Source organism: Streptomyces macrolidinus (genome assembly GCF_023887685.1).
GTDB classification, from domain to species: domain Bacteria; phylum Actinomycetota; class Actinomycetes; order Streptomycetales; family Streptomycetaceae; genus Streptomyces; species Streptomyces macrolidinus.
This window is the reverse complement of record NZ_JAMWMR010000003.1, coordinates 285,275-298,975: the sequence shown is the minus strand read 5'-3', so window position 1 is coordinate 298,975 and position 13,701 is coordinate 285,275. Positions and strand designations below refer to the sequence as shown.

Below are 13,701 nucleotides of genomic sequence, written 5' to 3'. Positions count from 1 at the left end.
TCCTGAGGAGTCACCGTGGCCGTCTCGGTCTTCGACCTGTTCTCGATCGGCATCGGCCCGTCCAGCTCCCACACGGTCGGCCCGATGCGCGCGGCCCGGATGTTCGCCCGCCGACTGCGCAACGAGGAGCTGCTGGACTCCGTCGCCTCCCTGCGCGTCGAGCTGTACGGCTCGCTGGGCGCGACCGGGCACGGCCATGGCACACCGAAGGCCGTACTGCTCGGCCTGGAGGGCGCCTCGCCGCGGACGGTGGACGTGGAGCGGGCGGACAGCCAGGTCGAGGCGATCAAGGAGACGGGGCGGCTCCGGCTGCTCGGCACGCACGAGATCGCGTTCGACTTCGACGCGGACCTGGTCCTGCACCGCCGCAAGGCGCTCCCGTACCACGCCAACGGCATGACGCTGTGGGCCTACGACGCGGACGGCGCCGAGGTCCTCACGAAGACGTACTACTCGGTGGGCGGCGGCTTCGTCGTCGACGAGGAGGCGGTGGGCGCGGACCGCATCAAGCTGGACGACACGGTCCTGAAGTACCCCTTCCGCACGGGCGACGAGCTGCTGCGCCGGACGAAGGAGACGGGTCTGTCGATCTCCTCGCTGATGCTGGAGAACGAGCTGGCCTGGCGCACGGAGGACGAGATCCGGGCCGGGCTGCTGGAGATCTGGCAGGTCATGCGGGCCTGTGTGACGCGGGGCATGTCCCGGGAGGGCATCCTGCCCGGCGGCCTGAAGGTGCGCCGCCGGGCGGCCGTCACCGCGCGGCAGTTGCGCGCCGAGGGCGATCCGGCGGCCCGCGCGATGGAGTGGATCACGCTCTACGCGATGGCCGTGAACGAGGAGAACGCGGCGGGCGGGCGCGTGGTCACGGCCCCGACCAACGGCGCCGCGGGCATCATCCCGGCGGTCCTGCACTACTACATCAACTTCGTGCCCGGCGCGGACGAGGACGGCGTGGTCCGCTTCCTGCTCGCCGCGGGCGCGATCGGCATGCTCTTCAAGGAGAACGCGTCCATCTCCGGCGCGGAGGTCGGCTGCCAGGGCGAGGTGGGCTCGGCCTGCTCGATGGCGGCGGGCGCACTCGCGGAGGTCCTGGGCGGCACCCCCGAGCAGGTGGAGAACGCGGCCGAGATCGGCATGGAACACAACCTCGGCCTGACCTGCGACCCGGTCGGCGGCCTGGTCCAGATCCCGTGCATCGAACGCAACGGCATGGCAGCGGTGAAGGCGGTCACGGCGGCCCGCATGGCGATGCGCGGCGACGGTTCGCACATGGTGTCCCTCGACAAGGTCATCAAGACCATGAAGGAGACCGGCGCGGACATGTCCGTGAAGTACAAGGAGACGGCGCGGGGCGGGCTCGCGGTGAACATCATCGAGTGCTGAGGAAAGAGGCCCTTCCCTGCCCTGACCTGCGCGTTCGTGTCTTGCGGCGCTGACCGGGCCTTCCCTTTGAGATCCGTGCTCGCGAGCCCCGCCGTCGCCGCGGCGCAGCATGTCCAGCCGACTGCCGACATGAGCATCTGCAAGCCCGTCGGGTGGGGACCACTGCACCACCGGCCACAAGGGGCACGGCAGGGGTGACGAGTGCAAGGTCGGCCCCCAGGGGCCGCAAGGCCCGCAGGGACCGCAGGGTACGACCGGGCCTACCGGGCCGCAGGGCCCGCAGGGGATTCAGGGCTCGCAGGGGATTCAGGGCTCGCAGGGGGGGTTCAGGGTGCACCGGGACTGTTCGGATTGCACAGGGTGGCCGGCCCGGTGGAAGAGATCGGGCCCGGCCTGACCGCCACTTCGGTGGCGACGTGCCCTGCGGGGGAGACCGCGGTCTCCGGTGGATACGAGGTACTCCCGGTGGCCAACATCACCGTGGTGACGAGCCTGGGCGGCCCTGGCTCCGAAGACCTGACCGCGTGGGCGGTACGCGCCTTCATTCACGGCACCACCGTCGGAACCGTCCAGGCCTTCGTCAACTGCGCGGTGACCACTCCCTGAAGTTCCCGCCATCCCGTCGACGGCGCTCGGCCGAACCAGTGACCGGGCGCCGTCGGCACGCGCGGCGGGAGCTTCAGGGAGCGGTCACCGTGCCGGTGGGTTCACCTCCTGCTGAGCTACCGCGATGAACTCCAGCTTCACGCGGTGCACATCATCCGCCGACTGGTGACGCCGCAGGCCGTCCACGACGCGGCCCGCCGCGTCGGCCACCTCGGTCGGCCCTTCGAGAACGACCGCGCTGTGAGCGCGCCGCAGGGCGAGTTCCTCATCGCCCGTCCGCCGGTTCGTACGCTCGGCCACAACCCTGGCCTCCACCGCGGCGAGGAACTCCGCGTAGATCTGACGCCGAAGCGCAAGAGCGCGCCGCCGATCCTCACCCCGGAGGGTCATCCGGACGGATTCCAGCAGCGCGTCCGCCTGTCGGTCACCGGCACAGCGTGCCGCCTCGGCCTGCCGGACACCGGCGCTCCGACCGAACCAGCCCGTGACCACACTGCCCGCGATCGCCGCCCCCGCGGCAATCAACGCGACACCCCACTCACTCATACGTCCGTCCCTCCGGTCCCCGCAGCCCCATGGCCCCGATCGTGCCCACCTGGACCTCCCTCATCACTCGCGGCCTCGAGCATCGTGAACGGTACGATCGGATCATGTCGCCGGACGACGCCACCACACCAGCCCTGACCTGCGAAAACAGCACTTCCCGTCGCTCAAATCCTGCTAAAGTAGGGAAAATTGGGGCGACGGGCGACGGGCGACGGGCGACGGGCGACGGGCGACGGGCGACGGGCGACGGGCGACGGGCGACGGGCGACGGGCGACGGGCGACGGGCGACGGTGCTTCTGGCCGCGCGGTCGGCGGTGGCTCTGTACCGGCTGCTGGACGCGGCTCCGGCCCTCTCCGGTGACGACCGGATCACCCGGCTGTTCACCCTGGTTCCCGGCTCCGACTTCGGCATCGACGTCCTGTCCGCCATCGAGAGCGTCGGCGGCAGGCTGGTGCCCTGGAGCGAAGCGTGCTCCCGCTCGTACGACCTGGTTCTCGCGGCGAGCCCGAAGGGCGACCTGCGTCTGCTGCGTGGCACACACGTGCTGCTGCCGCACGGCGCCGGCTACAACAAGTCGATCCCGGGGGAGGGTTCGCAGCCCGCGTCCGGGCTCGATCCCGCGTTCCTGATCCGTGACGACGCCGCCGACCCCCTGGCACTTCACGCCGTCGCGCACCCTGAGCACGTGACCCGCATCGCCGCGGTGGACCAGCGAGCAGCCGCCCCGGCCAAGGTCATCGGAGACCCCACGCTGGAGCGCCTCCTCGTCTCGCGCTCCTTGCGCGACCGCTACCGCGCCGCCCTCGGCACCGGGCCACGGAAGCTCCTCGCGCTGGTGTCGACGTGGGGGCCCGAGTCCCTTCTTCGGCAAAGCCCTGATCTTCCCGCCCGGTTGGCCGCCCGGCTCTCGCACGACGAGTACCAACTGGCCTTGATCGTGCACCCCAATGAGCAAAGCCTCCTCGGCACCTACGAGTTGACGGAGAGACTCGCGCCCGCGCTCGAAGCGGGCATGCTCCTCGCAAGCCCCCATGAGGAGTGGGCATCCCTGCTGATCGCGGCCGACGCGCTGGTGACCGACCACGGTTCCACCGCTCTGTACTACTGCGCCGCCGAGGACCGTCCCGTGGTCAGCGCCTACCAAGGCGGGGGCGAGCTGATCCCGGGCAGTCCCATGGACGCGCTCTTGCGCCGGATACCCCGGTTGGGCTCCGCCGACCTGGTGGAAGAGGCGCTCGACGCCTACCGCCCGGGAACCGGACGCGAGGTGGCGCGGACGGCCTTCGCCCAGCAGGGCAGGGCCCTGAACCTGCTGCGCTCCGAGCTGTACGCCCTCCTCGGCCTCACCCCTCCGGCTCTCGGCAGCCCGCCGCGCCTGCTGCCCACACCCCGCCCCGCCGGCCGCGTCCCCACGGCGTTCGACGTGGACACCGACGTGGCCGAGCACCGTATCCGCGTCGTCCGGCGTCCCGCGGGCATCGGTACGCCAGGGCATCATCTGGCGGTGGAACACGGCTCCGCGAGCGAGCGACTCGCCCGCTCGGCGGGGCTCTTGTACCGGCGCCCGCTCCCGGCACCAGCCGGTGAGCCTGCCCTGTCGTGGACCGCGGAGGCATGGCTCCGGCATGCGCTGTCGGAGTATCCAGGGTGCCGTTCCGCGGCGGCGATCCTGCCCTCGGGCCTGGTCCTGTTCAGGACGCGCGGGGGTACGGACACCTACGCCGTCCAGGCCGAGCCCCGGAGCGAGGGCGGCCGGATCGTACGCACGGACCCGGCCGCCGTGGCCGCGGCCGTCCACGCCTGGCTGCCGGCCCGCTCCACGACACCGGCCGCACCGACCCGTCTGAACTGCGTCATCGGCCGACGCACGTTCGGCGTCACCCTCCGCCCGGCCACGCTCGACGAAGCCGCAGAGCCCTTCTGACCGGCCCCAGGGCCCGTTGCGACCGCTCCTAGTCGTCCAAGCCGTTTCGTCGGCGGATGTCACGGGCGGCCGTGCGATGTTCCGCGGCTTCGGCGCTCCGCTCCTCGGACTGAGCCAGCTCGGCCATCGCGTCGAGGACACGAGCCTCGTCGAAACCGGACCGTCGTCGGCGGGCGGCACTCAGCGACCGTTCGTACAGCGCTCGCGCCTCCGTCGTACGGCCGAGGCGGCACAGCACGGAGGCGAGCGCGAAGCCCGTGCGACGCGTCATCCTCTCGCGATGCTGGGCCACGGCCTCGTCATGTGCCCCGGCAAGCAGCTCGTAGGCCGTCTCCAGGTCGCCGAGTCTCGCCCGCGCCTCGCCCAATCGGTAGGTCAGGAGCATGACGCCATAGGGGTTGGGAAGCGCACGGTGCATCTCGCGCGAGCGCGTGAACTCGGCTGCGGCGGCGTCCCATTCACCACGGGCGCCGTCGAGCATGCCGCAGAACTCGACCAGCGATGCGGCGAGCTTCCTGTCCCGTTCGCCGTCCCCCAGCAGCGCCAGCGCGCCCCTGGCTTCGTCCAACTGCTGCCGTGCCTCGTCGCATCGACCCGTCTCCCAGAGATGCCGCGCGAGTTGGCATCGCGTACGCACCAGCCACTCGGGCCGGGCGCCATGACGGACCGCGGAGTCGACGGCGAGACTCAGCGCGCCGATCACATCGGACTGACGGGGGTGGTCCAACGCATAGGTCCACACCGGCTCCGACAGCGCCACGGCTTCGGCGTCCATCCCCCGCTCATGGGCCAGCCGTACGGACGCGAAGAGCACATGACGTTCTTCGTACAGCCAACTGGACGCGCGGTCGCAGCGTTCGGCCTTCGCCGCCTCGTCCGTCGCCTTCTCGGGGTCCTCCAGGGGAACATCCGGTGCCCCGTCGACGGCACCGAACACATCGGCGACGAGCAGCCGGCGACCGGCGGCGAACCTGTCCGCCCGCTGGAACTGCCTGACCAGCCAGCGCAGCAGCCTGGTCAGGCTCTCCTCCACCACGCCCTCCTGCGCGTCCCGGCGTGACCGGCGCACGGCATGGGCACGCAAGGGGCCGGGCAGCCGCATCCGGCCGTCTCCCGATTCCAGCATCTCGCTGAGATCCAGTAACCCGGCCCGGTCCAGCTCCTCAAGAGCGTCTTCGCACGGCTCGGAACCGAGCCCCAACAGGGCGGTCGCGGATTCCGTGGTGAACGTCGCGCCAGGGTGGTGGGGCAGCAGGCGGTAGAGCAGGGCCGCGGTCGGGGACAGGCCCTCGTACACCGTGTCCCAGAACCCCTCCACGCCGGCGATCCCGTTCTCCTCCCAGTCGTCCCGCAGTTGCCGGACGAGGCGGGACAGCGGACGCAGCCGATGCGCGCGTACCCAACCGCCCGCGACATGGAGGGCCGCTGGCATGCCTTCGCACAGCCGCACCAACGCCCGTACGGAGTCGGGATCAGCCGCCAGCCGGGGGTCCCGGACGATCAGTTCCAGGAGTTCGGTGGCCGCCCACTCCTCCAGCGGAGGCAGGCCGACGTCCAGGGCGGCTCCGTCCTCGAACTCCCGTAGCGGAGCATGGCTGGTAATGATCACCAGGCTCTCCCCCGACGCCGGAAGCAGCGGGACGATCTCCGAGGCGTAGTGGGCGTTGTCCACGATCAGGATCACTCGCGCATCGGAGGTCCTGCTCCAGTACTGCGTGCATCGCGCCTTGAAGGACGAGGCGACGAAGTCCGGTTCCACGTCGAGGGATTCGAGCAACTGCGCGAGGACGTCACCTGGGTCCATCCCGCCGCCCAGCCGGAAGTCGTCGAGGTCCACGCACAGGACCCCGTCGGGGAAACGGTCACGCAGAACGCGGGCGAGCAAGCGAGCCAGTTCCGTCTTCCCCATGCCCTGCGGCCCGCTCAAGGTCACGATCAGGGGCCTGGAGCGCCCTGTCCACTCCCCCACGGCCCGCAGCACGCGGTCCCGCTGCTCGTGGCGATCCACGAAGTACGCCGGTTCCGGCGGAAGTTCCACCCTCATGTATCCCGGTTCAGCCTTTCCCATCGCAGTTCCAGCAGTCCGAACGGCTAGAGCGGACAAGGCCTCCCGTGCCTCGCCGAACTCATGGATCACACAACGATCCACTCTAGCCGCGCAGTTGGCGCTCGACGTCTGGATCTGTGGCTGCCTCTCCGGGCTCCGGCAGTCGATGGACACGTGTTCGTCGGCGCACACGACCGGCGCGCTATCGTCTGGCGAGGTGACGGCGGGGTACAGCAAGGAGCGAGGCGTGCGCGGTGAAGGGCGGCTGCCGTTGCCGATGGCGGCGGACAGTGAGCGCTGGGTGAGCGTGGCGGCGGAGCGGACGGTTCTCGGCGTGGTCCACAACATCACCTCCGCGACTCGACTGCTCGACCTGCTCGCGGTGTTCGAGGGCGACCGGCGTATCCAGACCGTCTTCACCTGCACGGAGTCCTCGGCCTTGGACGGGGGAACGCTCGAGTTCTTCACTTCCCGGGGAATGGTGCACATACCCTGGCGGGAAGCGACGGCGCGCAAGTTCGATCTGGCGATCGCCACCAACCGCGGTGGTGACCTGCACGATCTGCAAGCACCGCTGATCGGTGCGCCGCATGGGGCGGGATACAATAAGCGATTGAGCCGGGAGCCGGGAGCCGGGAGCCGGGAGCCGGGAGCCGGGAGCCGGGAGCCGGGAGCCGGGAGCCGGGAGCCGGGAGCCGGGAGCCGGGAGCCGGGAGCCTTCGGCCTGACTTCTGAGTGGTTGATGCATGAGGGGCGGCTCGTCCCCTCGGCGATCGTCCTCTCTCATGACGAGCAGCGCGAGCGGCTGGCCCTCGGTTGCCCCGAAGCACTCCCGGTGAGCGTGGTGGCAGGGGATCCCTGCTTCGATCAACTGCGGATGAGCGCTCCGTTCCGTGCGGAATACCGACGCGCTCTGGGCGTCCGCCCGGACCAGAAGCTCCTTGTGGTCTCCTCCACTTGGGGGCGCGGATCGATCATCTCCTCGAACGAGAACGATACGGACGCTCTTCGACGCGCTCTCGCGGAACTGCCGGCGGACGAATATCGCATCCTGGCGGCGATTCACCCGAACTCCTGGTACGGCCACGGCGCTTGGCAACTGCAGAACTGGCTGGCACCGCTCACGGAACACGGACTGCTCCTCCCGATACCGGACACGGAGACCTGGAAGTCCGCGCTGCTGGCAGCGGACAGCGTCCTGGGCGATCACGGCTCCTTGACGATGTACGGAGTCGCCTTGGGGATTCCCACGGTGCTGGGGTCCTTCCGCGACGCGAAGGTCGCCCCTGGCTCGCCCATGGCGCGACTGGGCGCGCTGCTGCCCCGCTTGTCCCTTCGCCGCCCTCTCCTGCCGCAGCTCGAAGCGGCGACCGCGGCGCAGCGGCACAGCACCGAACTTCACGCCCTGCGCGCGACCGTGACCTCACGACCGGGGGAATCGGCAACGCTGCTGCGGCGCCTGTTCTACGCATGGCTCGAACTGCCCGAGCCCGCAACCCCCGCCCGCCCACGGCTGGTCCCGCTCCCCTCCGCCGTACCGGTCACCAGCGCGTCCCCCGTCCTGCGGCCTGTATACGTGTCAGCCGCCTCGGACGACGGTCGGATCACCGTGCGCCGGTACGCCGCACCCGTGCAGCGCCGTACCGTGGAAGGACATCTGGCCGGCACCCATCTGGTGGCCGACATCGACGACCCGGACGCCCGATGGCCCCGCTCGGCGGACGTCCTGCTGATGCCGCTCGGCCGACCGCCCCGCGAGGAGTCCACGGCGAACTGGGCAGACATCGCCGCCCGCTACCCGGGATGCGGCCTGCTCGCCAGGGAAGAACCGGAGGGCGGCTGCCTGGCGTTGCTGCGCGGCGGCGTACGGCTGCGCGCCCACTGGCACGGCAAGCGTCCCCCGTGGGCGTCGGCCGCCATCGCGGCATCGGTGGTCCACGACCACGCGCCGCCCACGGCCGACCGCCCTGGACCCGTACGGCTTCAGGTGACGATCGGACCGGACGCCGAGACCGGCCTACTCGACATCGCCCCCTGCTGACGCGCTGTCCACGAGCCGCTGGTCCGCCTCCCGCGCGCGAAGGCTGTTCGCTTCGAGGAACAGGTCGCGCGCCGCGGTCCAGTCCCGCCGCGCCGCGTGCCGCTCCCCCGACTCGCCCAGCAGATCGCCCCGGAGCAGATGGATCGAGGCGCGCTGATAGGGCGGACCGCTCTCGGCCATGATCTCGATCGCGTCATCGAGCGCCCGCACCGCCTCGTCCGGCAGCCCCGCGGCCCGGCGATCCTCCGCGTAACGGGTCAGGGCGCGGGCCTGGTTGTACGCATCCGGCACCGGCAGGGCCGCGAACTGATCGCGGGCGGAGAGCAGTTCACGCTTCGCCTCGTCATGGCGGCGCAGGTCCGTGCAGGCCGTCCCCCGGTGGAGTGCGAACAGGGCCCGCCCGCGCGGGTGGTCGATGCCCTCCAGGGCTGCCAGCCCCTGAGCGTAGTGCCGCAGGGCTCCGGCCGGGTCTCCCGCCTTGCGTTCCACCAGACCGAGGGCCTCCAGCACGCTGGACTCCGTACGCCGCTGCGCCTCGGTCGCGTTGCCGTCCTTCGGCCGTACGAGTTCCAGCGCGCGCTCGAAGTACCCACGGGCGGCCTCCGGGTCTCCCTGAAGGGTGCTCCACCGGTCCAGGTGAGCGAAGCCCAGCTCGAAGTACATCCGCGCGAGGGCCATCCGGTCGCGGCACTCCTCGGCCGACCTGACCGCCAGTTCGTGCGTCGTGATCCACGTACTGTGCAGGCCGCACTTGAGGCAGAACGTGTGCAGCCCCTGGGCCAGCCGCCAGGTCTGCTGATGCCTGCCGGTCTCATGGGCCAGGCGCACCACGTTCTCCAGGCTCTCCCGGCGCCGCTCCAGACTCGCGATCAGCGCCGGTGCGTCGACGGTGCCGGTCGGCCCGTAGGCCGGGTACACCCCCGCGGGATCGTGCCGGTGGCGGGAGGAGAGGGCCGCCTCCGTGCGTTCGGCGAACTCCAGACGATGCCCGATGATCCGGTCCTGGATCGCCTCTTGGACCGGCACCGGCTCATCGGCACGCGCGCAGGCGAGGGCGTGATCGTGGATCAGCCGGTGCCGCACCCGGTAGCCGCCGTCTCCGTCAGGGACGGGTTCGATCAGGTTCGCGGTGGTGAGCTGCTGGAGAGCCCTGCTCCGGGCCGCGGCGTCCAGGTCGGGGAGCATGGCCCGTACGAGATCCACCTCGAACTCCTCGGCGGGGTGGAGGCCGATGCAGCGATACAGGGCGGCGGCGTCGGGGGCCAGAGCGCGGTAGCCGGGGTCCAGGGCCGAGGACAGTTCTTCTTCCATGTCGAGTGCTCCCAACCTGGTGCGGTGATCGGACAGTTCGACGGCCAGCTCCCGCACCCGGCCGGCGGGCCCGACCGCGAGCTGGGCCCCGGCGATGCACAGCGCGAGGGGGTGTCCCCCGCACGCGTCGGTGATCAGGTCCAGTTCCTTCTCGTACCGGGCCTCGTCGCCGCCGATCCTGCCGACATCGACCAGCAGCCTGCGGCTGTGCTCCACACCGAGGGGGCCCATCTCGAAGGGTTCGGCGTTCAGGGTGCGTACGAGGCTGGGCAGGCGGGAGGTGCTGGTGATGAGGGCGACGCTGTCCGCAGTGTTCGGGAGCAGCGGTTCGATCTGGGAGGCGAGGACGACGTCCTCGAGCAGCAGGACGACGGGGGTCCGGGCGGCCAGGCGACGGAAGTACGCCGACCGGGCGCCCGGGTCGGCGGGAACGTCCTGTACCGGGACGCCCAGTTCCCCGAACCAGCGTTCCAGGACGGCTGCCGGTTCCGGCAGGTTGCCCCAGGTGTCCCTGCCGAGGGAGGCGGTGAGGTGAGGGCGGCCCGCCAGCTCGTCCCGGTGTCTGTGCAGCCACTCGCGCACGGTGGCGGACGTTCCCATGCCGGGCAGACCGTGAAGATACATCCTGGTGGGCGCGTTGGCGGCGCGGCAGCGCTCCCGGACGGTGTCCATCCGCAGCAGCAGCGCCTCGTTGTTCTGATAGTGAGGGACCGGACCCGGCGTGAGGTACGGCAGCGGCACCGGCAGCGCGGAGGCCGGAACCGGCTGCCGCGGGACCGCCGGTTCCTCACCGTGATAGTGGTGGTAGGTGTTCGACACATACACCTGGCGGCCCACCGCCATGGTGCCGTTGGTGACGGTGTTACCCGTCCCGGTGAGCAGATCCCGCAGATCGTCGGCCAAGTACGGCTGTTCGGTCAGGAGTCGGCGCACTCGGTCCCGTACGAGCCTCTCGGCGTCGGCCGCGAGGTCCCTCGCTCGCACGTCGTCGCCCCGGGCACGCGCCAGGCTCACATCACCGTCGAGTTCGTCGAGTTCGCGCAGGACGGACTCCTCGGGTTCCTGCCCGCCCCGCCTGAGCAGAGCACCCAACCGGTCCTTGAGCGCGGTATAGGCGTCGGTCGCGAACGCTCCCACCACCGTCGTCGCAACGGACGCGGCCAGCCGCATCAACTCCGCTTCCACGCAACCCCCTTGAACTCCGGCTCGTCCGGCTCGCCCCACCGTATCGGCTGTCCGGGCAGGGGGCTCGGTAGCATCTGGGCGGTCAGCGGGATGAGATGACGGTCGGTCAAGTCAGGCAGGGAACGGCGTAGCGGTGGCGGGTGAGGGTGTGCGGTTGCGGGTGCCGGTGGGGGCGGATGCTGGGCGGTGGGTCACGCGTGCGGGGTGTCGGCGAGTGTTGTTCGTCGTGCACAACGTGACGTCCGCGACCCGACTCCTGGACGTACTCCCGCTGTTCGACGGCGACATGCGGCTACAGCTCTTCGCCACCTGCACGGGGTCGTCCCCGTTCCTCGCCGGGGTACCGGAGTTGCTGGCGCGGGCGGGGCTGCCGGTGCTGCCCTGGGAGCAGGCGAAGGACACGGCCTTCGATCTGGTGGTGTCGGCCAGCTACGGTGGTGAACTCGGGTCAATACAAGGCAAATTGGCCGTATTGTCGCACGGGGTTGGCTACAATAAACGGTTGGCGACACCGGACACCGGACACCGGACACCGGACACCGGACACCGGACACCGGACACCAGACACCAGGCCCCGGTCTTCGGGATGGCGCCGGACTGGCTTCTGGAGGGCGGGCGGCCTCTCGCCAGTGCCACCGTGCTCTCCCATCCCGAGCAGTTGGACAGGCTCCGTGCCGCCTGTCCGGAGGCCGCGCCCACCGCGGTGCTCGCCGGAGACCCCTGCTACGACCGCATCCTCGCCGCTCTCCCCGAGCGTGACCGCTTCCGCCGGGCCCTGGGGGTGGCGCCGGGCCGGCGGCTGATCGTCGTCAGCTCGACCTGGTCGTCGCGTTCCCTCTTCGGGGGCGACGCGGCAGAGGCGGATGATCTGCTGCCCTGGCTGCTGTCCCGACTGGCCGCCGACCTGCCCGCCGACGAGTACCGCACCGTCGCCGTCCTGCACCCGAACATCTGGTACGGCCATGGCCCCGGCCAGGTACGCGCCTGGCTGGACCACGCCCGCCGAGCCGGGCTCGACGCGATCCACCCGCTCGAAGGGTGGCGGCAGGCCCTCATCGCCGCCGACTGCGTCCTGGGTGACCACTCCAGTGTCACCTACTACGCTGCGTCCATCGGCGTCCCGGTCCTCCTCGGGGCGTTCCCGCAGGAGAACCTCGACCCGCTCTCCCCCGTCGCCGCCCTCGGCCGTACGGCGCCCCACCTGTCCCGAGGGGGCGGTCTGCGCGACCAGATCGAGCGGGCGATCACCTCCCACGAGCCCGGCCGGTACAAGGACCTGGCGGAGCAGACCAGTTCGACCCCCGGCGAGTCGGCCGTCCTGCTGCGCCGCCTGTTCTACGGCCTCATGGACATCGCCGAACCCGAGGAACACCCGGCGCTGCTCGACCCGTTGCCGCTGCCGCCCTTCCAGCCCGCGCGCCCCACCGCGCCGATCCGCGTCCTCACCGGGGTCCTCGGCACGGATCCGCCGACCATCGAGGTCGTCCGGCACACCGTGACCGGCGACGAACCCGACCCGTCGCCGAGCCCCGCGTACCAGGTGGACTCCGTCCACACCGCGATCGACGAGGAGACACGGGAGACCGGCCGACTGCGGATCGCGGACGTCGTCGTACGGCACGCGGACGGGGACGACCCGCGCCTCGGTCCGCCCGCCGCCTGGACGTCCGAGGCGCTCACGCGGTACCCGTACTGCGGGCTCGTGGCGTACGTCGACGGGCCGGACCGCTGTGTCGTGCGCACCCACAAGGCGGGCCTGCTGCGGTTGTCCGCCGCGCCCGGCCCGGACGGACGGCCCGACCTGTGCGATCCCGCCGTCTACGCCTCCGCGCTCCACGCCTGGCTGGCGAGCGGGAGGCCACCGGCCGAGGCGCTCACGGTGCGCACGGGCGCGACGACACACCGCGTCGCCGTCGAACGCCTGGCCCTGTGACCGGGGCCCGTTCAGCCACCCGTGGCCCACTCCCGTAGCGCCGCCTTGGTGGAGAAGTTGGCGACGTCCTTGTCCAGCGGGTCGGAGGTGTACTGGTGGAACTTCCACTTCGCCTTGATGCGGGGCTTGCCCGCGGTGACGTAGTCGGCGATCCACAGGCCGTCACCGGCGTACGAGGTGGTGTCGACGGTGAGCCAGTAGTTGCGGTTGGTGTAGAGGATCACCCGGTAGCTCGGCCGGAGCTTCTTCACCGCGCGGATGAAGCTGTCCTTCTCCGCGTTGCTCGCGTGCGTGCCGTCGCCCGTGGTCTCCCAGTCCACTGCCAACAAGTCCCCTGCCTTCTCAGGGGCCTTGGAGACGAAGTGCTCGGCCTGGGCGGTGAGGTTGCCGGGCCACAGGAAGTGGTAGAAGCCGACCACACAGCCGGCGTCCCGGGCGGTCTTCACCTGGGCGGTGAGTTTGGGATTCACATACGAACTCCCCTCCGTCGCCTTGACGAAGACGAAGGAGAGGCCGTCCGTGTCGTAGGCCGACGACTGGTACGCGCTGACGTCGATGCCTCGCAGCATGGCGGTGCTCCCTGAAGTACTCGTGGGGGGTAGGGGGTCGAGGGTGGGGGTCGGCGCGTGAACGCCTTCTCCGGGTGATACCCCGTGCGGGCGAACGGCAGCCTCCATCAGCCGTCGAACTGAGAACCGAGGACGACTTCACGCCGCCCCGGTG

General features: G+C 70.8%; 9 protein-coding genes. 5 read left to right on the top strand and 4 right to left on the bottom strand.

The window, feature by feature from the left end; translation table 11 throughout:
* Nucleotides 1-15: 15 nt before the first annotated feature.
* Entirely contained in the window at nucleotides 16-1,383 is a 1,368-nt protein-coding gene (locus NGF19_RS05395; RefSeq protein ID WP_252422536.1) for an L-serine ammonia-lyase, read from the top strand.
* A gap of 372 nt (nucleotides 1,384-1,755) precedes the next feature.
* Nucleotides 1,756-1,989 (top strand): hypothetical protein, encoded by a 234-nt coding sequence (locus tag NGF19_RS05390; protein ID WP_252422535.1) that lies wholly within the window; start codon nucleotides 1,756-1,758, stop codon nucleotides 1,987-1,989.
* 84 nt (nucleotides 1,990-2,073) lie between these two features.
* Here NGF19_RS05390 and NGF19_RS05385 read toward each other — a convergent pair whose 3' ends face one another.
* The gene (locus NGF19_RS05385; RefSeq protein WP_252422534.1) at nucleotides 2,074-2,535 is read right to left on the bottom strand and encodes a hypothetical protein; all 462 of its coding nucleotides are present in this window, start codon (nucleotides 2,533-2,535) and stop codon (nucleotides 2,074-2,076) included.
* A gap of 291 nt (nucleotides 2,536-2,826) precedes the next feature.
* On the opposite strand from NGF19_RS05385, the gene NGF19_RS05380 reads away from it, so the two are divergent.
* The gene (locus NGF19_RS05380) at nucleotides 2,827-4,461 is read left to right on the top strand and encodes a CDP-glycerol glycerophosphotransferase family protein (RefSeq protein ID WP_252422532.1); all 1,635 of its coding nucleotides are present in this window, start codon (nucleotides 2,827-2,829) and stop codon (nucleotides 4,459-4,461) included.
* 28 nt (nucleotides 4,462-4,489) lie between these two features.
* Here the strand turns inward: NGF19_RS05380 and NGF19_RS05375 are convergent, their stop codons facing one another.
* Nucleotides 4,490-6,505, bottom strand: coding sequence for an ATP-binding protein (locus tag NGF19_RS05375; RefSeq protein ID WP_252422531.1), 2,016 nt, complete (start codon nucleotides 6,503-6,505; stop codon nucleotides 4,490-4,492).
* Nucleotides 6,506-6,755: 250 nt separating this feature from the next.
* Here NGF19_RS05375 and NGF19_RS05370 point away from each other — a divergent pair, with 250 nt between their 5' ends.
* On the top strand, nucleotides 6,756-8,549 hold the full coding sequence (locus NGF19_RS05370) for a hypothetical protein (protein WP_252422529.1): 1,794 nt from the start codon (nucleotides 6,756-6,758) through the stop codon (nucleotides 8,547-8,549).
* Here NGF19_RS05370 and NGF19_RS05365 read toward each other — a convergent pair.
* Entirely contained in the window at nucleotides 8,526-11,045 is a 2,520-nt protein-coding gene (locus NGF19_RS05365) for a tetratricopeptide repeat protein (protein WP_252422527.1), read from the bottom strand. The genes NGF19_RS05370 and NGF19_RS05365 overlap by 24 nt on opposite strands.
* A gap of 235 nt (nucleotides 11,046-11,280) precedes the next feature.
* On the opposite strand from NGF19_RS05365, the gene NGF19_RS05360 reads away from it, so the two are divergent.
* Nucleotides 11,281-12,978 (top strand): hypothetical protein, encoded by a 1,698-nt coding sequence (locus NGF19_RS05360; RefSeq protein WP_308288451.1) that lies wholly within the window; start codon nucleotides 11,281-11,283, stop codon nucleotides 12,976-12,978.
* 11 nt (nucleotides 12,979-12,989) lie between these two features.
* On the opposite strand, the gene NGF19_RS05355 is transcribed toward NGF19_RS05360, so the two are convergent.
* The gene (locus tag NGF19_RS05355) at nucleotides 12,990-13,547 is read right to left on the bottom strand and encodes a glycoside hydrolase family 25 protein (RefSeq protein WP_252422523.1); all 558 of its coding nucleotides are present in this window, start codon (nucleotides 13,545-13,547) and stop codon (nucleotides 12,990-12,992) included.
* Nucleotides 13,548-13,701 lie beyond the last annotated feature (154 nt).